Annotated in this window: 18 protein-coding genes, 1 pseudogene and 1 riboswitch; of the genes and pseudogenes, 9 read left to right on the top strand and 10 right to left on the bottom strand. The window is 74.4% G+C overall.

Annotated features, from left to right (window positions below; translation table 11 throughout):
• Nucleotides 1-220 precede the first annotated feature (220 nt).
• Nucleotides 221-1,477, top strand: coding sequence for a DegT/DnrJ/EryC1/StrS family aminotransferase (locus ADK41_RS02660; RefSeq protein ID WP_030823322.1), 1,257 nt, complete (start codon nucleotides 221-223; stop codon nucleotides 1,475-1,477).
• A 29-nt stretch (nucleotides 1,478-1,506) separates the two neighbouring features.
• Nucleotides 1,507-2,859 (top strand): annotated as a pseudogene (locus ADK41_RS02655) (lipopolysaccharide biosynthesis protein); the annotation flags it as partial.
• A 46-nt stretch (nucleotides 2,860-2,905) separates the two neighbouring features.
• Here the strand turns inward: ADK41_RS02655 and ADK41_RS02650 are convergent.
• From ADK41_RS02650 to ADK41_RS02625, 6 genes are all read right to left on the bottom strand, one after another.
• Nucleotides 2,906-4,063: a glycoside hydrolase family 26 protein gene (locus ADK41_RS02650; protein ID WP_030823328.1), complete on the bottom strand. Its 1,158-nt coding sequence runs from the start codon at nucleotides 4,061-4,063 to the stop codon at nucleotides 2,906-2,908.
• A complete protein-coding gene (locus ADK41_RS02645; RefSeq protein WP_234318651.1) occupies nucleotides 4,060-4,542 on the bottom strand; it encodes a hypothetical protein in 483 nt (160 codons plus the stop codon). The genes ADK41_RS02650 and ADK41_RS02645 overlap by 4 nt, the downstream gene beginning before the upstream one ends.
• Before the next feature lie 43 nt (nucleotides 4,543-4,585).
• Nucleotides 4,586-6,502 carry a hypothetical protein gene (locus ADK41_RS02640; RefSeq protein WP_234318652.1) on the bottom strand — a complete coding sequence of 639 codons (1,917 nt, stop codon included), beginning with the start codon at nucleotides 6,500-6,502 and terminating at the stop codon, nucleotides 4,586-4,588.
• Nucleotides 6,503-6,675: 173 nt separating this feature from the next.
• Nucleotides 6,676-7,473 carry a polysaccharide deacetylase family protein gene (locus ADK41_RS02635; protein WP_030823337.1) on the bottom strand — a complete coding sequence of 266 codons (798 nt, stop codon included), beginning with the start codon at nucleotides 7,471-7,473 and terminating at the stop codon, nucleotides 6,676-6,678.
• Nucleotides 7,470-8,753 carry a glycosyltransferase gene (locus ADK41_RS02630; RefSeq protein WP_030823340.1) on the bottom strand — a complete coding sequence of 428 codons (1,284 nt, stop codon included), beginning with the start codon at nucleotides 8,751-8,753 and terminating at the stop codon, nucleotides 7,470-7,472. The genes ADK41_RS02635 and ADK41_RS02630 overlap by 4 nt, the downstream gene beginning before the upstream one ends.
• A gap of 15 nt (nucleotides 8,754-8,768) precedes the next feature.
• Nucleotides 8,769-9,854 carry a GNAT family N-acetyltransferase gene (locus tag ADK41_RS02625; protein WP_030823343.1) on the bottom strand — a complete coding sequence of 362 codons (1,086 nt, stop codon included), beginning with the start codon at nucleotides 9,852-9,854 and terminating at the stop codon, nucleotides 8,769-8,771.
• A 217-nt stretch (nucleotides 9,855-10,071) separates the two neighbouring features.
• Here ADK41_RS02625 and ADK41_RS02620 point away from each other — a divergent pair, with 217 nt between their 5' ends.
• Nucleotides 10,072-10,944, top strand: coding sequence for a Cof-type HAD-IIB family hydrolase (locus tag ADK41_RS02620; RefSeq protein ID WP_030823346.1), 873 nt, complete (start codon nucleotides 10,072-10,074; stop codon nucleotides 10,942-10,944).
• On the opposite strand, the gene ADK41_RS02615 is transcribed toward ADK41_RS02620, so the two are convergent.
• The gene (locus tag ADK41_RS02615) at nucleotides 10,908-11,384 is read right to left on the bottom strand and encodes a transglycosylase SLT domain-containing protein (protein WP_030823349.1); all 477 of its coding nucleotides are present in this window, start codon (nucleotides 11,382-11,384) and stop codon (nucleotides 10,908-10,910) included. The two genes, ADK41_RS02620 and ADK41_RS02615, sit on opposite strands and share 37 nt — an antisense overlap.
• A 3-nt stretch (nucleotides 11,385-11,387) precedes the next feature.
• A riboswitch (cyclic di-AMP (ydaO/yuaA leader) is annotated at nucleotides 11,388-11,555 on the bottom strand.
• 575 nt (nucleotides 11,556-12,130) lie between these two features.
• Between ADK41_RS02615 and ADK41_RS02610 the strand changes: the two genes are divergently transcribed.
• From ADK41_RS02610 to ADK41_RS02590, 5 genes are all read left to right on the top strand, one after another.
• On the top strand, nucleotides 12,131-13,141 hold the full coding sequence (locus ADK41_RS02610) for a polyprenyl synthetase family protein (protein ID WP_030823352.1): 1,011 nt from the start codon (nucleotides 12,131-12,133) through the stop codon (nucleotides 13,139-13,141).
• A 241-nt stretch (nucleotides 13,142-13,382) separates the two neighbouring features.
• Nucleotides 13,383-14,603: a LolA family protein gene (locus ADK41_RS02605; protein ID WP_030823355.1), complete on the top strand. Its 1,221-nt coding sequence runs from the start codon at nucleotides 13,383-13,385 to the stop codon at nucleotides 14,601-14,603.
• A gap of 41 nt (nucleotides 14,604-14,644) precedes the next feature.
• A complete protein-coding gene (locus ADK41_RS02600; protein WP_030823358.1) occupies nucleotides 14,645-15,628 on the top strand; it encodes an ABC transporter ATP-binding protein in 984 nt (327 codons plus the stop codon).
• Nucleotides 15,615-16,481 carry an ABC transporter permease gene (locus ADK41_RS02595; RefSeq protein ID WP_030823361.1) on the top strand — a complete coding sequence of 289 codons (867 nt, stop codon included), beginning with the start codon at nucleotides 15,615-15,617 and terminating at the stop codon, nucleotides 16,479-16,481. Before ADK41_RS02600 ends, ADK41_RS02595 begins: the two co-directional genes overlap by 14 nt.
• Nucleotides 16,482-16,529: 48 nt before the next feature.
• Nucleotides 16,530-17,120, top strand: coding sequence for a hypothetical protein (locus ADK41_RS02590; RefSeq protein ID WP_030823364.1), 591 nt, complete (start codon nucleotides 16,530-16,532; stop codon nucleotides 17,118-17,120).
• A gap of 10 nt (nucleotides 17,121-17,130) precedes the next feature.
• On the opposite strand, the gene ADK41_RS02585 is transcribed toward ADK41_RS02590, so the two are convergent.
• On the bottom strand, nucleotides 17,131-18,243 hold the full coding sequence (locus ADK41_RS02585) for an amidase (protein ID WP_280923039.1): 1,113 nt from the start codon (nucleotides 18,241-18,243) through the stop codon (nucleotides 17,131-17,133).
• A 77-nt stretch (nucleotides 18,244-18,320) separates the two neighbouring features.
• A complete protein-coding gene (locus ADK41_RS02580) occupies nucleotides 18,321-18,815 on the bottom strand; it encodes a DUF6668 family protein (RefSeq protein WP_030823370.1) in 495 nt (164 codons plus the stop codon).
• Nucleotides 18,816-18,973: 158 nt separating this feature from the next.
• Between ADK41_RS02580 and ADK41_RS02575 the strand changes: the two genes are divergently transcribed.
• Nucleotides 18,974-20,155: a hypothetical protein gene (locus ADK41_RS02575; protein WP_030823373.1), complete on the top strand. Its 1,182-nt coding sequence runs from the start codon at nucleotides 18,974-18,976 to the stop codon at nucleotides 20,153-20,155.
• 36 nt (nucleotides 20,156-20,191) lie between these two features.
• Here the strand turns inward: ADK41_RS02575 and ADK41_RS02570 are convergent, their stop codons facing one another.
• Nucleotides 20,192-20,665, bottom strand: coding sequence for a VOC family protein (locus ADK41_RS02570; RefSeq protein WP_030823376.1), 474 nt, complete (start codon nucleotides 20,663-20,665; stop codon nucleotides 20,192-20,194).
• Between the last annotated feature and the right edge of the window lie 8 nt (nucleotides 20,666-20,673).

Raw genomic sequence — 20,673 nt, 5'->3', positions numbered from 1 at the left:
GTGCGCAGGTGCTCCACGTGTCCGTGGCCGTGCCACACGTTACGGGTGCGACGGCGGTCTTGGGCAGAGCCGACGTGGTGGCGCCCCGCTTCCCCTTCCGTACCGGGAGTTGTCCACAGGAGGGGAGGCAATCTTGACGGAACGGTGCGAACGGGGCGACTCTGGGCGGGTGCCGGAAGGCCTCGGGGAGGGGGCGTTCCGACGGCACACGGGGGGGCGGATGGTCAGGGGGGAGGCCGGCCCGCGCTCGGCGCGCTCGGGATCGCAGCCGGAACGGCTGGAGGAGACCATGCGCGGCCGGCTCGGCCGGGAATGCGTGTACGTGCCGTCGTGCAGGTTCGGGCTGTTCGTGGCGCTGCGCCACTGGTGCCCGCCGGGCGGCCGGGTGCTGATGTCGCCGGTCAACGACGACGTCGTCTTCTTCGTGGTGCTGGCGGCGGGACTGCGGCCGGTGCAGGCGCCGTTGAACCCGTTCGACGGGACCGTCGACGTCGACGCCGTGCCCGAGGAGACGTGGGGCTCGCTGTCCGCCGTCCTGACCACGAACCTGTACGGCAACCCGGATCCGGCGCCGCGGCTGCGGGCCCGTTGCGACGCGCTGGGCATCCCGCTGCTGGAGGACGCGGCGCACGCGATCGGCAGCGAGGTCGGCGGGCGGCCGGTCGGGGCCTGGGGCGAGGCCTCCGTCTTCAGCCTCTCCAAACACGCCGACGCCCAGGCGGGCGGCTTCCTCTCGCTCGCCGATCCGGGCCTGGCCGAGGCGGTGCGGGCCACCTGCGACGAGCTGCTCGCCCCGTCCCGTTCGGCGTCCGAACTCGCCTACGCCTTACGGCCGTACGCGGAGGCCGCCGTACGCGGGCTGGGGCTGCGGCGGGCCGCCCGGGCCACGTTGGGGCTGCTGGGACTGACGGAGCGCGACGGGATCAGGATGCCGCTGCGTCCCGAGGCGCTGGCCCGGGCCGCCGGCGCGGCCCCGGACCTGGCCGCGTACGACCCCTGGGTCCGCGTCGACCTGCACGCCTACCGCGGGGAGCCCGGCCCGCTGCGGCTGCGGCGCGTCGGGCGCGGGCTCGAACGGCTGGACGAGGTGCTCCGATCCTGCCGGGACGGCACCGAGCTGCTGCTGTCGACCCGGTGGGCCCGGCCGGGGGAGGGCAGCCGGGTGCAGCCGTTGTTCCGGGTACCGCTGCTGGTGGCGGACCGGGACGCGGCGATGGCGGCACTGGCCCGGCGCGGGATCGTCGTCGGCTACCTCTACGACCCTCCCCTCGACGACTACGCGGGGGAGGAGTTCACCGACCCGTCGCCCGCGCCCGGGGCGGCCCGCTGGTTCGCGCGGCACGCGCTGCCGGTGGACCCGCTGCGGGCGGGGGAGGCCGTTGAGGTGCTGGAGCGGTCAGGGGCGCGGCCGGCCGAACCGCCGAAGCGGCCGACGCGGCCGGGGACGCCGGCCGGCGGGGCCGGAGCCGGGCCGTGACCGGCACCCGGACGCACGGGTCCGCCGCGGTGCGCGCCGACGGCGGGCCCCGGCCCGCCGGGGACGCGCCGGGCTCCGACTCCCTGTTCAAGAACGCCTACTTCCTGATGCTCAGCACGGGCGTGTCCGCCGTCCTCGGACTGGGCTTCTGGCTCGTGGCCGCCCGCTGCTACTCCGAGGACGCCGTCGGCCGGGGCTCCGCCGCGATCGCCGCGATGCGGCTGCTCGCCGGCATCACCGCGACCACGATGATCGGCGCCGTGGTCCGCTTCGTACCGCGCGCCGGCCGCGGGACCGGACACCTGGTGTGGGGCGTGTACCTGGCGAGCTCGGTGGTCGTCACCCTGGCCGCGGGCGTCTTCCTGCTCACGCTCGACCGGTGGGGTCCCTCCTACGCGCCCCTCGGGACACCACTGACCGGGGCGCTGTTCGTCGCGGCGTGCGTGGCGTGGGCGCTGCTCACCCTCCAGGACGGCGTGCTCACGGGACTGCGCAAGGCCGAGTGGGTGCCGGCCGGGAACGCGGTGTTCTCCGTCGGCAAGCTGGTCCTGCTGGCGGTCCTCGCGAGCGCGCTGCCCGTGCTGGGCGTCTTCGTGTCCTGGGCCGCGGCCATCGCGTTCTCCACCCTGCCGCTGGGCTGGCTGGTCTTCCGCCGGCTCGTCCCGCGCCAGGCCGCCGCCGACCACGAGGTGGAACCGCCCGGCCTGCGGGCCATGGGCCGCTTCCTGGCCGGCGACTCGCTCGGCGCGCTGTTCAGCCTCGCCATGATCAATCTGCTGCCGGTGATGGTCGCGGTCCGCTTCGGCGCGGCGGAGAACGGCTACTTCTACGTGGCGTACACCGTCGGCGGCACGATGGAGTTCATGGCCGTCAACATGGCCTCGTCGCTCACCGCCCACGCCTCGCACGACCCCCGCCGGCTCGCCGACGGGGTGCGGGGGGCGCTGCGCAGGATGACGCTGCTGCTGGTGCCGGTGGTCGCGGTGCTGGTCGTCCTCGCGCCCCGGATCCTCACGCCGTTCGACGCGGACTACGCCGAGCACGGCTCGACCGTGCTGCGGCTGCTCGCGCTCGGCGCGCTGCCCCGCGTGGTCGTGGAGCTGTACATCGGGGTGCTGCGGGTGCAGGGGCGCACCGGTGCGCTCGCCGCGCTCCAGGGCGCGATGTGCGCGCTGGTGCTGGGCAGCGCGGCCGTGCTGTTCACCCCGGCGGGGATCGCGGGGGCCGGATGGGCCGTGCTGATCGGCATGACGCCGGTCGCGGTCGTCTCGGTGTTCGGGCTGCGTGCGGCGCTGCGCGAGAAGCCCGGCGGGCCCGTGGAGCGGGCCACCGCCGCCCCCGAGCACGGCACGCGCTGGGCCCGGCTCGTGCGCCGCGGCGGACGGAACGGCCCGCCCGGCCACTGAGCGGCCCGGGGCCGTACACCGCTCAACGGGGCGGCACGGGCTGCTGGAAGTACCCGTCCCTCCCCGCCTCCCGGTACCCCTCGAGCCCCGGACCGTCGTTGACGGTCAGATCGCACTCGGGCCTCTCGGAGGCCGGCCGGTTCCAGTGCACCAGGGCCCTCACCTCCGGGAGTTCCTTCACGGCGCCGGGGATCCCGGTGTACCAGTCGCGCTGGCGCCCCGGGTCGTCGGCGTCGGGCGCGGTGGCGAACTCCGCGAGCATCATCGGTCTGGCGTCGGTGACGTTCGCGCGCAGCCACGCGTAACCGGGCCGCTGGCTGCGCAGGAAGTCCTTCCAGTCGGTGGTGCCGTGGCAGCCGTAGTAGTTGTACTGGTCCATCGCGATCCAGTCGACGTACTCGTCCCCGGGGTAGAGGGCCTTCATCTCCTTCCCGCTGCCGAGGTGGCCGGAGACGGTCCACACCCACACGACGTTGTCGGCCCCCAGTTCGCGGAACCGGTCGTGGAGGTGGCGGTACGCCGCGACGAACTCCGCCGGGGTGCCGGCGCCCTCCTCGACGCGGGCGTCGGTCTCCTGGTCGAAGGAGAGGAAGACGCGTTTGCCGTAGGCCTTGAGGCGCCGGATCTGCGGGTCGACGATCTCCTCGTCGTACTTCCCCGAGGCGATGTTCCCCCAGCCGAGCTGGGTCTCCGTCCAGTTCTCGTGGTGCGGCTCGGTCCAGACGGTGGACTCCCAGGCCAGCATGAGCAGCCGGTCCCTGCCGAGCTCCTGCTCGTCGGGGGTGAGCAACTGCCCGTCGAGCTCGGTGCCCGACATGTCGTGGTAGTTGTAGACGAGGTCGAGCCTGCGGCCGATCCTCTTCTCGAAACCGAGCACGGCGTCCTTGAGCGAGCCGTTCGCCGCGTACGGCACGTACGCCCCCCACCAGGCGCCGCAGGGCGGGACCAGCGTGTCGGTGGGGGCGCAGGGGCCGGTGGGCAGCGGGCCGGAGGCCGCGTCGCCGGGCAGGCCCCGACCGGAGGGGTCCGCGTCGTCGGGACGGCCGGCCCAGAACCCGAGCCCGGTCAGCAGCGCGGCGACCACCAGCAGGACGACCGCCGTACAGCCGTGCCTCGCGCGCCCCGGGTCCCCCGGCGCGCGCCACCCGGACCGCTCGCGCGGCCGGTGCGGCCCCGTCACGTGCCACCGCCGTCCGCGGGCCCGCGCCCGACGCGTTCCACCGCGCCGCGCCGGGCGGCGGGCGGCGGCAGCCCCGGCAGGGCCGCGACGACCGTGGTGAAGACGGCGAGCGGGACCAGGAAGGAGGTCGTCGAGAAGCCCTCGACCAGGAACAGCGAGGTGGCGGTGAGCACACCGAGCGAGAGGCTGACCGGCGCGGCGAGCGCGACGGCCTCCAGCAGGGCGCCGGTGGCCGGCCCGCCCGGCCGCGGATACAGCGCCGCCCAGCCCGGACCGAACAGCGTGAAGAGCAGCACCGGGATCCAGCGCAGCGGTGAGGGGCCGGACACGGTGGTGGCGGCCAGCGCGAGCCAGCCCGAGGCGCCGATGAGGACTCTGAGGTACGTCCCGTGCCCCCGGATGCCTCCGCGGCCACGGGACGCACCGGTTCCAGAGGCGCTCGCGGAGCCGGCGGGGTTCGAGGAGTCGGTGCCGCTCATGGGCTGACCTGACGGAACCGGGTGGCCTTCAACGTCACTTCGATCACCTCGTGGTCGATCCTCGGGCGGTCGGACGGTACTCCAGGACGACGCCGTAGGAATGGTTCTCGACGGTCCGGAAGAGCGGGGAGGCGGAGAGCTTGGTGCGCAGCGTCTCGAATCCGCCGGCGGGCAGCAGGCCCTCGCCGGCGGTGTAGACGTCCTGGGTGCGGGTGAGGACGACGTACGTCCTGGTGCCCGGCGGGATCCCGTCGGCGAGGTAACGGGCCGGGTCCTCCAGCATCCTCTCGTTCTCGGGCAGCTCCTGCTCGGCGAAGAACCAGTGCTCGAGGCGGTCGTACCGGTGCAGCGCCTGCGGGAAGGAACCGCTGGTGGAGAGGATCAGCGAGCCGTCGGGGGCGTTGTCGAGGACCCGGGTGACCAGCGCGGTCTCCTCGGGCGGTGTGTAGTACATCGTCTCCTTGCCGTAGTACGACGGCAGGAAGCCGGCCGTCAGCACCAGCAGGACGGCCGGCAGGGCGACGGCCGCGGCCTTGCGCCGCGGCGCCTTCGCCCGGCCGGGGTGCGTGCCCGCGGCGGGCACGAGCGCGGCGGCGGCGAAGAACGCCGCACCCGGCAGGCCGAACAGATAGACGCGGAAGAGCATCTCGCCGCCGTAGTCGTTGACGGCGAAGAGCGGAACCGGGGCGGCGGAGACCAGCAGCAGCGGCAGCGCGCTGCGGACCAGCCGGCGCCGCAGCACGAGGGCGGTCCCGGCGAGCGCGGCGACCGCGAGCACCATCAGCACGTTGGCGGTCCCGGCGAGTTCGGGGCCGGGCCCGGTGAGCTGCCCCGCGTAGCCCGCGCGGGAGTTCCGCGTCAGCTCGCCGAGCGACTCCTCGAGGGTGGACAGCGTCTCGACGAACAGCGGACGCCCCATGGTCAGGTCCCAGGCGAGCATCAGCAGCACGGCGACGGCCAGCAGCCCGTGATTGCGGTAGCGGCGCGTGAGGGTGAGCGCGAACAGGCAGACGCAGAGCATCACCGGGGTGAGCTGGTGCGTGGCGTTGACGGCGGCGATCAGCGGGGCGAGGACCACCACGCAGACCGCGCGCTGCCGGGTCCCCGTGGGCGGCGGCACGTCGGCGGCGGCCGGGTCGAGGGCGGTGCGGTCGCGCAGCCGCCCGGCGGACCCGGGGCGCACGAAGTGCCGCAGCACCATCGCGATGACCGTCAGGTGCAGCAGGTACGCGAGCCCCTGGGGGGCGAAGTAGTCCTGGCCCACCCAGTTGGCGAGCTGGAAGATCCACACGGCGGTCCACACCAGCCGCCAGTCCCGGCAGAAGGTGCGGTAGATCAGGACGAGCACCGGCAGCAGCAGCAGGCCGAGGACGATCGGCGCCCAGTTGGCGTACGCGGCGGCGCTCTCCACGCCGACGGCGCGCACCAGACCGGCGTTCAGCGTGAAGAGGCCCGGCCACTGGTCGTACGCGGACATGTTGCCCGACAGCGCCGCGCCCGGACGCAGTTCGCCGTTGGCGAGCAGGGTGTCGACGACGGCGTCGTGCTTGGAGGCCCACGGGTAGCGCACGGCGTCGTACAGCACCGCCGGTGGGGCCTTGAGCGCGCACAGCAGTGCGGCGCAGTGCGCGGCCGGCCACCAGGGCGCGGTGTTCGCGCGCCGCAGGCCGATGACGAAGCCGGCGGTGAGGACCAGCAGCGACAGGTAGTAGGTGGCCGGAAGGCGGTCCAGCAGCCCGTAGTCGCCCATCTCCCGGAAGCCGATGCGGGGGAGGGCGTGGAACCACAGTCCGGCGGCGAGCGGCAGCGTCAGCAGCCCGGCGGCGGGCGGACCGCTCGGGAACGGCCGGGGTCCGCGGCCGCCGCCGGAGTTCCCTCCCGGCTCCTTCGGGCCGGTGGCCGGCCCGGGGCCGGGCAGCGCGCCGCTCTCCGTGGTCGGTACGGGCACATGGTGTCGCACGCCGAGACCCCCTCCCCCGCGACGAGTATAGGAATCACCTCTGTTTTTCACGTCAAAAACGTCGAACCCACCACGAAGCGACGGAAATGGCGGAAGGGGCGGAAGCGAGAGGAGTGACGGCTGCCCGGCGCCTCCCGCACGCCCCGGCCCGTCCTCCCACCTCCCGGTCCCCGTCAACCGGCGAAGGCGGGACGGCCGCGCAGGAGGGTGCGGGCCCGGCGGTACCACCGCCAGCCGACGGTCCTCGGCCCGTCCCGGTACGGGGCGATCCGCGCGCCGTCACCCGCCAGCCACGCCTCGACGTCGGCGACGGTGTGACCGCGGCGGACGATCAGGCGGGCGATGCGGTAGCGCTCGTCCCGCCCCGAGCTGAGCGCGTGCCGCACGGCGGTCGCCGTCTCGTAGCCGACGCGGGCGGTCATGGCGCGCACCCGGGGGCTGTTGTAGCCGTGCGGATAGGCGAGGTGGGGGACGGGATGGCCGAGGGCGTCCTCCAGCACGGCCCTGGAGTCCAGGAGTTCGGCGCGCAGCCGCCCGGCGGTCAGGGTGTCGAGCTGGGCGTGGGTGACCGTGTGGCTGCCGATCTCCATGCCGGAGCGTTCCAGCTCCACCGCCCGGTCCAGGCTCATCATCGGGGCGGGCGGCAGCAGGCTGCGGCCGCCCGGGGCGATGGCGCCGGTGGTGAGGTACGCGGTCGCGGGCAGCGCGCGCTCGGCCAGGACGGCGGCGGTGGGGCCGGGCAGGTCGGCGAAGCCGTCGTCGAAGGTGAGCAGCACCGGCCGGGGCGGCAGGGGGGCCCGTCCGGTGAGGTGGTCGGCGAGGGCGCTGATGGTGACGGGCGTGCGGCCGCTGTCCGCGACGGCGTCGAGGTGGGCCGCGAACTCCTTGGGCGTGACGGTGAACTCGGCGATCCAGCCCGGCGGATCGTCCATCACGGCGTGGTAGAGGAGGACGGGTACGGCCGGGTTCATCCCGCCCTCCTCCCCGCGGCGCCTCTCAGCGCCCGCCGCGCCCGCAGATGGCCGAGCGGCCCGTACAGCATCCCCCTGCGCTGCAGCCGCGACAGACGGCGTGGCCAGGGGTGGGTGCGGGTGGCGTGCCCGCCCGGCACGCCGCCGCCGTCCGTGTCGCGCGCCTCGGTCAGCGCGCGGGCGTGCGCGAGGCCGCGCGGCAGCCGGGCGAGGAACGCCGGCAGCAGCGCGGGCCGGTCGACCAGGAGCGCGGTGAGGCAGGCGGTGAGCCCGGCGCCGTACCCGTACGCCTGGGCCTCCAGGTCGGCCCAGGTCTCCCGGTGGTGGTGCCACACCAGCGCGTACGGCGTGTAGTGCAGCCGGTGCCCCTGGGCGAGGACGCGGACGAACCCGTACAGGTCGTCGCCGCCCCGGGCGGGTGTCCCGGCGCCGGTGGCCGGGTCGAAGCCGCCGACGGCACGCAGCACCTCCGTGCGGAAGGCCATGTTCGCGCCGGAGCCGAAGCGGCCCGCGGTGAAGGGGAACAGCGGATCGTCGCGGGGCGGGTCGCCGGGGTCGTACGTCGTCGGCGTGAAGCCCTTCGCGAAGCCGCCGTGGCTCTCCAGCAGGACCTGGGCCGGGGTGCGCAGCCGGGCGGGCAGGATCAGGCCGGTGGCGCAGCCGAGCCGGGGATCGGCGGCGAACGGCGCGGTCAGCTCGGTGAGCCAGCGGGCATCGGCGACCACGTCGTCGTCGGTGAACGCGATCACCTCGCCCCGGGCCGCCGCCAGCCCCCTGTTGTGCGCGACGGCGAGTCCGGGCGCCGGCTCGCACACGTACCGCACCCGCTCGCCGTACTCGCGCTCCACCAGTTCGCGGGTCCCCTCGGTCACCGGCGCGTTGTCGACGACGACGACCTCGAACCGCGGATGCTCCTGCGCGAGCAGCGAGTCCAGCGCCCGGGCGAGCTGCCCGGCCCGCTCCCGGGTGGCCACGACGACCGAGGCGTACGGCGGCTCCCCGCCGCCCTCCGCCGCCACGGCCACCCCCGCCGCCCCGGATGCCGCCTCCGTCAGCACAGCCCGCGGATCCGCGCCCTCCGGCACCCGTGCCCGCACGGTCCCCACCGGGCGACCCGCCCGTCTGACCAGCAGGAACACCTCGCCGTGGGTCACCGGGGGGCTGCCCGGGCCGGGTCTCGGGGCGGACTCGTCACCGTCCAGGTCCAGTTCGGCGACCTGCACCGCGCCGATGGCCAGGAACCGCCGTATCTCCTCCTGCGTACGCGTTCTCCGGGACACCCGCCCTCCCCCTCCTCACGGCCGGCGCAGTCGTGCCGCGCCCTTCAGGGTCCGTGCCGCCAGCGCCGCCAGGCGCGGACGGGCGCGGACGAAGCCGTGCGCGCGGCGCACGGGTTCGCGGCTCAGCCGGTGCAGCGCGGCGCCCACGCCCGGACGGGTCGCCGCCCCTTCGTAGACGGCGAGTTCACCGGTCTTCAGCGAGTCCTTGTACGCGGCCGGACCGCGCCCCATGTCGAGCATCCCGATGCCCTCGGCCGCGGCCGCCTCGGCCATCCGCAGATGCAGCACGAGCCCCGGCGAGTACGTCGCGAACTCCGGGGCGTACGCCGGGAACCAGCAGGCCAGGACGGATGCCGAACGCAGCCCGAAGTGCGCGGCGACGGGGCGGCCCCCGGCGTACAGGACCGACAGCGTGCCCGTGCACTGGCCGGTCCGGGTCTCGGCGAGCCGGCCCACGAGCCGGGCGATCCACTCCTGCGCGAACCGGTCGCGCCGCCCGGTCCTGCGGTACTGCGCCGACTTCCACTCCATCAGCGTGCGCAGCGCGGCCGGGTCGCGTTCGTCGAAGACGAACCGCACGGGCCCGGACCGGCGGCCCAGCCTGCGCTCCTTGGCCAGCGTGGTCCTCAGGAACTTCGGCGACCGGGTGCGCAGCGCCGACTCGTACGTCTCGTAGCCCTTCTCCACGTCGATGACATACGTGGCGTGCTCCTCGGCCGCGTACGGCACGAACAGCCCCTGGCCCGCCTCCAGGTTGTCGAAGGCGAGGCTCGACACCGAGCAGGCCCGCAGCAGTTCACCCGTCTCCAGGGCGGCACCGGGAGCCAGGACCGCGCCCTGGCGGTCCGACACCCCGAGCCCGATCGCCCGGCCCCGTCCCAGCGCACCCCGCTCGTACGGCAGGAAGCCCGCCGGCTGTCCGCCCTCGTACAGCACGGCGACCCGGGCCCGCGGCCGCACCCGGGCCACGGCGATGCTGAACTCCGGTTCCATGAACGGGTTGCGCGGTGCGTCCGCCGCGGCGCGCAGTTCCCGCCAGCGCTCCCGTTCCCCCTCGCCGAGCTCCTCGGGCCTCAGCACGCGCACGCGTCCACTGCTCACCCGACCCCCCGATCAAGTCCCCCCTGGACTCCTGGAAGGTACCGCCCGGGACCGGGCGGACGGTAGATAGCGGAGCATGTTCTCGCCAAACGGGGAAAGGGTCCTGAACCGGTCCTTACCCGGCGTCGAGGGAAGTGCGAGAGAAGGGAACCGCACCGAAAGCGAACGCAAACGGGCAGGGTGAATCGGACCGCCGGGTTGTCCGTATTCTCTGATCATGGCCGCACCCACCGCGTACTCACTCATCGCCACCGACCTGGACGGGACGCTGCTGCACGGCGACGACACCATCTCCGACCGGTCCCTCGCCGCGCTCGCGCGGGTCGAGCGGGCCGGCGCGCGGCACCTCGTGGTGACGGGGCGCCCGGCCCCCAGGGTGCGGCCGCTCCTGGACGTCCTCGGCTGCACGGGGCTCGCGGTGTGCGGACAGGGCGCCCAGGTGTACGACGCCGGCGCGGACCGGATGCTGTGGTCCGTGACCCTGGACCGGGAGCTGGCGGAGACCGCGCTCGGCAAGATCGAGGCCGAGGTGGGGGAGGTGTACGCCGCGGTCGACCAGGACGGGGTCGACGGGCTGACGCTGATCGAGCCCGGTTACCTGATGCCGCACCCGACCCTGCCGGCGGTGCGGGTCGAGCGGCGCGGGCAGCTGTGGGACCGGCCGATCAGCAAGGTGCTGCTGCGCCACCCGGACCTGTCCGACGACGCCTTGGCGGCGGCGGCCCGGTCGGTGGTCGGCTCACTGGCCACGGTCACCATGTCGGGGCCGGGCACCGTGGAGCTCCAGCCGTGCGGGGTGACCAAGGCGACCGGGCTGGCGCTGGCCGCCGAGCACCTGGGCCTGGGCCCGGAGCGGACGATCGCCTTCGGCGACATGCCCAACGACGTCCCCATGTTCGACTGGGCGGCCCACGGCGTCGCCATGGCGAACGCGCATCCCGAACTGAAGGCGGTGGCGGACGAGGTCACCACGTCGAACGAGGACGACGGCGTGGCCGTCGTCCTCGAGCGACTGTTCGGCGGGGTGGTGACGCTCGCCCGTCAGCGGGTGGCTCAGTACGCGCCGAAGACGTTGTCGATGGAGCCGTAGCGGTCGGCCGCGTAGTTGCAGGCCGCCGTGATGTTCGCGACCGGGTCGTACGGGTCGAAGACGGTGCCGGGCACGTGGTAGGCCGCGAAGGTCGGGTCGATGATCTGCAGCAGGCCCTTCGACGGCGTGCCGGCGGCGGCGTTGGAGTCCCAGTTGTTGATGGCGTACGGGTTGCCGGAGGACTCGCGCATGATGTTGCGGTGGATGCTCTCGTAGCTGCCCGGGATGCCGTTCTGCGCCATGACGTCCAGCGACTCGCGGATCCAGCCGTCGAGGTTGTCCGGGTACGCCGTCACGGAGGCGGCGGTCGTCGTCGGCTCGGTGGTGGCGGCGAAGGCGCCGGTCGCGCCGAACAGTGGCAGGGCGGCCACGGCGACGCCGGTGCCGGCGACGGCGAGGGAGCGGGCGAGGCGGCGGCGGTGCTGACCGAAAGCAGGCATGTCTGGGTTCCTCTCCTACGCCTGCGAGGTGAGCTGTCGGGTTCGGGCGGGAGAGTGCCCGGCCGTGCCCCTGCGGGCATGGCTTCACCCCTAGCCGTTCCGGCGCGTGTCCGGCCCGGCGGCTTACCTGGGTCCCCCGCTCCTGCCGTCCTGAGTGGTCGTCGTCGGTTGATGCGGGCGGCGGCAGGATTAGGCGTCCACCCGGCAGGCCCGGAACGTATGCGAGAGCGCATGTCGGGAACAAGCGCGGACCTCACACAAGACCCCCTTTGATCTTGTAATGGGCGTTTTGTGGCGCTTGATCCTTTACGGGTGTCAAGAGTCAACTCCGCGTCCGGGGAAGGGGGGTGGCCGGTGGCGGGACGTGGCGGGGGTGCCGGGCCGCGCGTGACCCACTTCACTGGGGGTCACCTGTGAGCGCATTTTTCGCCAAGGGGAATCAGTTCATCATTTGCGGCAAATCGGACGCCGGGGCGGGCAGGATGGTGTGCATGGCGAGATGTGGCCCGACGGGCAGGTCGGGAGCCGGTCCGAGGAGTGGATTGCCGCGTCCGGGAAAGTCGGAGAATGTCCGTTGTTATCGAATGATCAAAAGTGCTCCGTTCCTGCCCCCGTGTCGCCCCGCTCCTAACGCCGGGCGCTGGCGGTGATCGAAACATGACCGGATACGCTGACTTGAGTGAGGGCAGCGACCTATCGACATTCCGTGTGATCGCCAGTGGACACCAGCAGACAGGAGACCCCTCGTGACCGTCGTCGGGCCGTTCGGGCTGAGCGTGCGGGACCAGGCTCTGGAAGCCGATGTCCAGGCCGGAATGACGGCTGTCGAGGAAGGGCTGATCGAGGCCACCAAGAGTGAGGTCCCCTTCATCACCGGGGCCGCCCAGCACCTGGTGCGGGCCGGCGGCAAGCGGTTCCGCCCGCTGCTCGTGATGCTCGCCGCCCAGTTCGGCGACCCCTACGCGCCCGGTGTCGTGCCCTCGGCCGTGGTGGTGGAGCTCACCCATCTGGCCACGCTGTACCACGACGACGTGATGGACGAGGCCGAGGTGCGGCGCGGGGTCGACAGCGCGAACACCCGCTGGGGCAACTCCGTCGCGGTCCTCACCGGCGACTTCCTCTTCGCGCGGGCCTCGCACATCCTGGCCGACCTCGGGCCGGAGGCCGTACGGGTGCAGGCCGAGGCGTTCGAGCGGCTGGTCACCGGGCAGATCCTGGAGACCGCGGGGCCGCAGGACGGCCGCGACCCGGTCGACCACTACCTCGACGTACTCGGCGGCAAGACCGGCTCGCTGGTCGCCGTCGCCTGCCGGTTCGGCGCCATGATGTCCGGCGCCGAGGAGACGGTCGTGGACGTGCTGACCCAGTACGGCGAGCGGCTCGGCGTCGCCTTCCAGCTCGCCGACGACGTCCTGGACATCGCCTCCGACTCCCACGAGTCCGGCAAGACCCCCGGCACCGACCTGCGCGAGGGCATCGCCACCCTGCCCGTGCTGCGGCTGCGCGAACGGGCGGCCCGGCTGGGTCTCGCCGACGACGTCGCCCTGTGCGAACTGCTCGACTCCGACCTCACCGACGACACCCGGCACGCCGAGGCGCTGCGGCTGCTGCGCGCCCACCCCGCGCTGGAGCAGGCCCGCCGGGACACCGTGCGGTACGCCGAGGAGGCGCGCGCGGCGCTGGCCCCGCTGCGGGAGTGCGAGGCGAAGGCGGCGCTCGTGCAGCTGTGCGACGCGGTGGTGCACCGCGCGGGCTGACCCGGCCCGAACTCCCCCGCACCCCCTACGGGACGGGGGAGGGAACCGCCCTCCGTGTCATACCCCAGCAGTACGTGGAGTTGCGTCCGGGGACTGACGAATCCGCCTGCCGGATTTGGTCGGATGGAACACGACGGACAACACCACTTCTCACCGGTTCGGGTGAGAAGGGCGGCTCAGGGTGAGACTGGTGCGAGGACACGAGACGGAAGCCGCCGCCGACCACGAAGGCAGGGCACACATGGCACCGTACGAATCCGAGAACACGACGACCGCGGGGGAGGCCGACGAGCCGCGCACGCGACGGCGCAGGGCCGCGCGGTACGCCGTCCCGGTCACCGTGATGGGGGTGGCGGCCGCGACCATCGGCCTCGTCCCCGCGCTCGCCGACTCCGGCGACCCCGACCTGCCGGAGATCACCGCCGCGCAGCTCATCGAGAAGATCGCGCAGTCGGACGTCGAGCGGCTGTCCGGCACCGTGAGGATCACCACCGACCTCGGACTGCCGGACCTCGGCGGCCTGGAGAGCGGCCTCATGTCCGGCGCGAGGGCGCAGGGCGGTGACGACGGCTCCTCGGCCGACCCGTCCGCCAAGCTCGCCGAACTGGCGTCCGGCACGCACACGCTGCGGGTCGCGGCCGACGGCCCGGACCGGCAGAAGGTGTCGCTCCTGGAGAACGCCGCCGAGTACAGCCTGATCCACGACGGCAAGGACGTCTGGGGCTACGACAGCGCGTCCAACGAGGTCTACCACGGCACGGTCGACGCCTCCGGCGAGGACCGGGAGCAGCGGCCCCCGGCCACCCCGAAGGACTTCGCCGAGGAGGCGCTGAAGTCGGTCGACGACACCACGTCCGTGACCGTCGACGGCACCGCCCAGGTGGCCGGCCGGGACGCGTACAAACTGGTCGTCAAGCCCAGGCAGTCCGGCTCCACGGTCGGCGCGATCAGCATCGCGGTGGACCACGAGACGGGCATGCCGCTGAAGTTCACCCTCACCCCGTCGAGCGGCGGCGCGGCCGTCGTGGACGTCGGCTTCACCAAGGTGAGCTTCGACCGTCCGGCCGCGTCGACCTTCGAGTTCACCCCGCCCAAGGGCGCCGAGGTGACCGAGGACGGCGACCTGGACAAGGGCCGGGAGCACTCCGGGAAGCCGGGGAAGGCCCCGAAGTCCGAGGCGGACCTGGCCAAGGGGCTCGACGGGCTGAAGATGCTCGGCGAGGGCTGGAACACCGTCGCCGTCTTCGACGACGGCGAGGCGGGCGGCCTGCCCACCGGCGAGGCCGGCGGCGACCTCGAAGGCTTCCTCGGCTCGCTCGGCGACCGGGTCGAGGGCGAGTTCGGCACCGGCACGGTGTTCGGCACCCGCCTGGTGAACGCCCTGATCACCGAGGACGGCAAGGTCTACGTGGGCGCCGTCACCAAGGACGCGCTCGTGAAGGCGGCCGACGCGGGGAAGTGAGGCCCCGGGACCTCACGACACGACAGGGAACGAGGGAGCCGATGGGCGAGGCGTCCGCCACGGAACCGGAGCGGCGCGACGGGGAGGCCACGGGTGACGGAGTCATCGTCACCCGCGCGCTCACCAAGCGCTACCGCGGCGGGCAGCTCGCCGTCGACGGTCTGCAGCTGACCGTCCCGGAGGGCAGCGTCTTCGGCTTCCTCGGCCCCAACGGCTCCGGCAAGACCACCACCATCCGCATGCTGATGGGCCTGATCGAACCGACCTCCGGCACGGCGCACGTCCTGGGGCGCCCCATGCCGCGCTCCGCGCGCGCCGTGCTGCCCCGCGTCGGCGCCCTCATCGAGGGCCCGGCCCTGTACGGCTTCCTCTCCGGCCGCGACAACCTCCTGCGCTACGACGCCGCCGACCCGACCGCCGATCCGCGCACCCGGCGCGCCCGCGTCGCCGCCGCCCTGGACCGGGTGGGCCTCACGGCCGCGGCCGGCAAGAAGGCGAAGGCGTACTCCCTCGGCATGAAGCAGCGCCTGGGCCTGGCGTCCGCCCTGCTCCAGCCGCGCCGGCTGCTCGTCCTGGACGAGCCGACCAACGGCCTCGACCCCCAGGGCATGCGGGAGATCCGCACGCTGGTGCGCGAGTTGGCCTCGGACGGCACCACCGTCTTCCTCTCCTCCCACCTGCTCGACGAGATCGAGCAGGTGTGCACGCACGCCGCCGTGATGGCCCGGGGCCGGCTGATCGCCCAGGGCCCGGTCTCCGAACTGGCCGCGGGCGCCCGGGGCCGGCTGGTGGTGACCACACCGGACCCGGCGGACGCGGCCAGGGTGCTCGAGGAGCAGGGGATCGCCGATGTCGTCGTGGCCGGGGAGCGGGTGACCGGCGAGGCCCCCGCGCGCGACCTCGCCGAGGTGAACGCCGCACTGGTCGCCGCCGGCGTCCGGGTGCGCGGCTTCGGGGTCGAACGGGCCTCGCTGGAGGACGCGTTCGTGGCACTGACCGGGGAGGGCTTCGATGTCGCGGGCTGAAGCGGTGCGCGGGGCGAGCCCGCTGTGGACCCTCGGTCTGCTGCGCAGCGAGCTGATCACCACCTTCCGGCGCCGGCGCACCCTCGCCCTGCTCGGGGTGCTGGCCGCCGTACCGGTCCTGGTCGGCGTCGCCGTACGGATCGAGACCGGTGACGGTACGTCGGCCGGCGGCGGCGGGGGAGGACCGGCGTTCCTCTCCCAGATCATCAACAACGGCCTGTTCCTGGTCTTCACCGCGCTCGCCGCCACGCTGCCGTTCTTCCTGCCCATGGCGGTCGGGGTGGTCGCGGGCGACGCCGTCGCCGGCGAGGCGAACGCCGGCACCCTGCGCTACCTCCTGGTCGCCCCCGCGGGCCGCAGCCGCCTGCTGCTCACCAAGTACGCGGCGGTCATGGCCTTCTGTCTGGTCGCCACCCTCGTGGTGGCCGTGTCGGCGCTGGTCACCGGCGCGCTGCTGTTTCCGCTGGGCGACCTCACCACCATCTCGGGCACCCGGATCAGCTTCTCCGAGGGGCTGGCCAGAGCCCTGCTGATCGCCCTGGTCGTCGCCGTGTCACTGATCGGGGTGGCGGCGCTCGGCCTGTTCGTCTCCACGCTGACCGACAGCGGCATCGCGGCGATGGCCACCACGGTCGGACTGCTGATCACGGTGCAGATCCTCGACCAGATCCCCCAGCTGCACGCCCTGCACCCCTACCTCTTCTCCCACCACTGGCTGTCCTTCGCCGACCTGATGCGCGAACCGGTCTACTGGGACGACCTGACGAAGAACCTCGGCCTGCAGGCCCTCTACGCGGCCGTGTTCGGCTCGGCGGCCTGGGCGCGGTTCACGGCGAAGGACATCACCGCGTAGGAGAAACGGGGTGGCACGGGCGGACCGGCGCGTGTGACGGTTCCGCCCATGGGCACCTCACGGGCGTACCCCGTTTTCCGGACCACCGACGCGGCCGAGGCGTACCGGCGGGCCGGGCGGCTGTGCGCGCTGCTGGAGCAGGTCGAGGACAAGGTGTGGCTGTTCGCCGAACTGCCCACGGTCCGCGACGTGCGGCGGATCGCCGCGATCGCTCCCGGACCGCCCTTCGACTACGCCGGCACCCGGACCGGTCCGACGACGGGCGACCACCTCTGGTTCGACCTCGACGTGACGGCACTGGACGATGCGGCGCCGGCCGGACACCTGCCGCTGACCTTCTCGGAGGAGGTCGGGCGGGAGCGCGTCGAGGACGGGATCCTGGCCGCGCTGGGCGAGGGCATGGCCTCCGTCGAGTGGCACGGCTGCCGGCCGGACGACCCGGAGGCGGACTCGGACGGGCACCCGAAGTACGACGGGGTCCACGTCGTGTTCCACGGCGACGAGGCCCAGTACGGCCACTGGACCGAGGAACACACCGTCTTCGTCCACGTGACCAAGTTCGGCGACCCGCCCCGCGCCCGGAAGCTCGCCGCGCACATCGGCGGCGAGGTGCTGGGCGAGGCACAGCTCGGCTGGTGAGGAGCGGAGGTCAGCCGGAGGTGGCGACCCCGCGTCGTTCCGCCTCCGCCGCCACCGCGAGCAGCAGGTCCTCCCGCCCGTGCGGCGCGACCAGCTGGAGCCCCGCCGGGCAGCCGTCGGCGCCGAATCCGGCCGGGAGGCTCAGCGCGGGGTGCCCGCTGACGTTGAACGCCCAGGTGAGCGCGGTCGAGTAGACCTCGCCGGGGCCGTCGTGGCCGTGCGGCGCGGTGGGCGCCGTGGGGGTGAGCAGCAGGTCGGCACGGGCGAAGAGGGCGTCCAGGCGCCGGTCGTTCTCCGCCCGGACGCGGTGGGCGCCGGCGGGGTCGGCGCCGGGGGTGCGCAGGGTGAGCCAGGCGGGCGCGGGATCGAGGAGCTCCGGCGACGACGAGGGCCGTACGAGCCGTACGAGCCCGGCGTCGGCCAGCCGGCCGGCCGCCGCCCGGGCCAGGGCGACGGGCTCCGCGTCGGGACCGGCGAAGCCGAGGTCGGGGGACCAGACGGCGGGGACGGGGAGGGGCGGACAGGCCCGGGCGGCCGTGGGCCGCCCCGACACCGTCCGCCACCAGGCCGCCGCGTCCGCGGCCGTGCGGGTGAGGACACCGGGCGCGGCGAGGCCCGTGCGGTCGGCCGAGGGGAACCGGCCACCCGTGACCTTCAGCCCGACGACCCCGCACCACGCCGCCGGGATCCGCACCGAGCCCGCGCCGTCGCCGCCCGTCGCCAGGGGCACCAGCCCGGCCGCCACCGCCACGGCCGCCCCGGCCGAGGACCCGCCCGGCGTGCGGTCCGCCCGCCACGGGTTGACGGTACGGCCGTGCGCCCCGAGCCCCCAGGTCTGCCAGGGCGTTCCCGGACCGGGCACCGACGTCGCGCCCACGGCGACGGCGCCGGCCGCGAGCAGCGGCTCCGCCGCGCGCAGCCCGTGCCGCCCCTTGACCGCGACCGGCACCCCGGCCAGGGGCGGACGGTCACCGGCGACGACCCGCGTGTCCACCTCGTCCGCCCGCCGCAGCGCCTCCTCGCCCCACACCTCGAGGAACGCGCACAGCACCGGATCGGCCCGTTCGATCCGCGCCAGCACCCGGGCGACCACGTCCACGGCCCGCAGTCGCCGCCCGCGCACGGCGGACGCGATCCCCTCGACCGGGACGGACGCACGGAAGCCGTGTCCCCGGCCGGCCGGCGCCCGGGCCCCCGAACTCAGCGCACCGCGCCCGTCAGGCGGGCCAGCGGCTCCGCCCCGCGGGGCGGCCGGCCGGACAGGTCGCCCAGGCGCCACGCGTCCACCCAGGGCACGCGGTACACGTCGACCACCGACTCGACGAGCCGGATCCGGTGGGCGAGGGGACGCGGCAACCGTCCCGGCGCGTCCGCCACCAGGACCACGGCCTCCAGGCCGACTCCCCGCGGCGCCCCGCCGCGCCGGGCCGCGTCCACCACCGGCAGCACGGCGTCCAGGCCGGCCGCGTGGGTCCGGGCGACGAGCAGCACCGACGGCGGACCGGCGGGGCCGGGCCAGGCACGTCCGCCGTCATGACCGCCGTAGACCGCGGCGAGCGTGGAGACGCCCGCGCCGCCGTGCAGGCCGACCCAGCAGAAGCGGCGGGCCGTCGCCCGCGCGTGGGCGGGCTCCGGCGGGGCCGTCTCCGGTACCGCCACCGGCCCTCGGATCCAGATCTCCGGTCCCTGTTCCATGTCCCCATCCTGCTCGTCACCTCGGTCTTCATGCCGCCCGGCGGACGGGGAACCGCCGCGGACGGCCGTTGGGACGAGCCTGTGACAACGCGGTGACGTGAGAAACGCGGGCGAGCGGACACACTCGACGGCAGGTGTACGACCCGAATGAGGGAACGATGTCTCGACTCAGCCGCGAGAAGAAGCGGGAACAGCAGCAGGCCGCGCATGCGGCGAACCTTGCGGCGGCACCGATCGACGTCCGTGTCCCCGTGGGCGGCGCGGGCGGGGCGTCGGTCGGCGGGGTGACGGTGATCGCCGGACCCGGCGAGGAGATTCAGCAGGCGGTGCTGAACCGCCTCCACCGCATCGCCATCGCCTCCGGTCACGCCGTCCTCGCCACCGTGCACGACGAACGCCTCGGCTGCGTCGTCCCGCTCCGGGTCGACCCGGACGGCTCCAGCCACTTCACGGCCCAGCCCGTCCTGACGGCGCCGGAGTCCGGCGCGGACCGGCCGGTGAGCCTTTCGCGCCCCGCGTCCGAGCCGACGCCGGAAGGGACGTCCGGACCGGCTCCCGTACGGGACGCCACCCCCACCTTCGAGCTGCGCCCCGTGCCCGCGCCGGAGGCTCCCCGGGACGTCGTGCCGACGTTCGAACCGCGGGCCGTCCCCGGGTCGGCGAAGGCCGCGCCGCCCGGCACGGTCGCGCCCCCGACGGGCGAGTTCGGCCCGCCCCCGGCCATGGACGCGCGGCCGCTTCCCGGCCGGCTCCGGGCGCCCGAGGCCGCACCGGCCCCCGAGCCCCTGCCCGACCCCGACCCCGATCCCGGGCCCACCCCGCCCCGCGGGTTCGACGCCGTGGCGGAGGCGGTGCTCGGTGACGAACCCCCCGTCGCCGGCGAGAGCCACCTCGCCGGACCCGTGGCCCGGATCAACGACGCCGTCCGGACGGGCAGGATCGACGAGGCGGCCGGGCTGGCCGAGGAGACCGTCGCGGAGGCCTCGGGGACCCTGGGGCCGGAGCACCCGGAGGTGCTGCGGCTGCGCGAACTCGCCGCGTACATCGCCTACCTGGCCGGTGAGCCGCTGCGCGCCTTCCGGATCTCCCTCGACCTCGCCGGGATCTGCCGCCGCGCGGGGGACGCGGAGGCCGCCTACGGCAACGTCCGCAGCGCGGCGACCGCATGGCGCGCGGTGCGCGACCCGCTGCTCGGACTGGAGCTCGGGCACGAGCTGATCGCCCTGTGGACCGAGCTCACCGCCGAGGACGGGCCCGCCGCCGGCGAGATCGAGGAACTGGAGTCCGCCCGCGCCCGCATGGGCCGGCTGACCGGACGCGCCCGCGCCCGGCGGTCCTGAGGAGCCCTTGCCGCCGGGGAGGACCGGGCGAAGCCCCTAATGCAGGCAGAACTCGTTGCCCTCCGGGTCCGTCAGTACGAGCCATCCCCCGGAGGGCTCCTCCACCCGCCGCAGCACGTGCGCGCCGAGCCCTTCCAGCCGGGCGAGCTCCTCCTCACGGCGCCCCGCGCCGGGATGCAGGTCGAGGTGGAGCCGGTTCTTGACCGTCTTCTCCTCCGGTACGCGCTGGAACAGCAGCCGCCGTCCACGGCCGGTGCCGCTCTCCTCCTCGTACGGGTCGTCGGGGTGCCGTACCGCCGCCAGGTCGCGCCACGCCCGGCGGCCGTGGGACTCGACGGTCAGCTCGGCCGGGACGGCGCCCGCGCCCAGCAGTCTCCCGATGAGCGCGCTGTTGTCCTCGACCACGTACCGGAGGGCGGCGGCCCAGAAGTCGGCCTGCGCGTGCGGGTCGGCCGCGTCGATGACGATCTTCCAGTGCACGGGAGTGGCCGGTGTCGGTGTCTGCGTCATGCCACCAG

The sequence above is a fragment of the Streptomyces caelestis genome (assembly GCF_001279005.1).
Lineage (GTDB): Bacteria > Actinomycetota > Actinomycetes > Streptomycetales > Streptomycetaceae > Streptomyces > Streptomyces heliomycini.
This window is presented reverse-complemented; position numbering and strand designations above follow the sequence as displayed.

What these genes read in the sequence shown, in the direction of transcription:
- ADK41_RS02575 (WP_030823373.1), top strand. Translation starts at nt 18,974, where the DNA reads ATGTCTCGACTCAGCCGCGAGAAGAAGCGGGAACAGCAGCAGGCCGCG.
- ADK41_RS02595 (WP_030823361.1), top strand. Translation starts at nt 15,615, where the DNA reads ATGTCGCGGGCTGAAGCGGTGCGCGGGGCGAGCCCGCTGTGGACCCTC.
- ADK41_RS02605 (WP_030823355.1), top strand. Translation starts at nt 13,383, where the DNA reads ATGGCACCGTACGAATCCGAGAACACGACGACCGCGGGGGAGGCCGAC.
- ADK41_RS02590 (WP_030823364.1), top strand. Translation starts at nt 16,530, where the DNA reads ATGGGCACCTCACGGGCGTACCCCGTTTTCCGGACCACCGACGCGGCC.
- ADK41_RS02580 (WP_030823370.1), bottom strand. Translation starts at nt 18,815, where the DNA reads ATGGAACAGGGACCGGAGATCTGGATCCGAGGGCCGGTGGCGGTACCG.
- ADK41_RS02600 (WP_030823358.1), top strand. Translation starts at nt 14,645, where the DNA reads ATGGGCGAGGCGTCCGCCACGGAACCGGAGCGGCGCGACGGGGAGGCC.
- ADK41_RS02635 (WP_030823337.1), bottom strand. Translation starts at nt 7,473, where the DNA reads ATGAACCCGGCCGTACCCGTCCTCCTCTACCACGCCGTGATGGACGAT.
- ADK41_RS02645 (WP_234318651.1), bottom strand. Translation starts at nt 4,542, where the DNA reads ATGAGCGGCACCGACTCCTCGAACCCCGCCGGCTCCGCGAGCGCCTCT.
- ADK41_RS02620 (WP_030823346.1), top strand. Translation starts at nt 10,072, where the DNA reads ATGGCCGCACCCACCGCGTACTCACTCATCGCCACCGACCTGGACGGG.
- ADK41_RS02615 (WP_030823349.1), bottom strand. Translation starts at nt 11,384, where the DNA reads ATGCCTGCTTTCGGTCAGCACCGCCGCCGCCTCGCCCGCTCCCTCGCC.
- ADK41_RS02570 (WP_030823376.1), bottom strand. Translation starts at nt 20,665, where the DNA reads ATGACGCAGACACCGACACCGGCCACTCCCGTGCACTGGAAGATCGTC.
- ADK41_RS02660 (WP_030823322.1), top strand. Translation starts at nt 221, where the DNA reads ATGGTCAGGGGGGAGGCCGGCCCGCGCTCGGCGCGCTCGGGATCGCAG.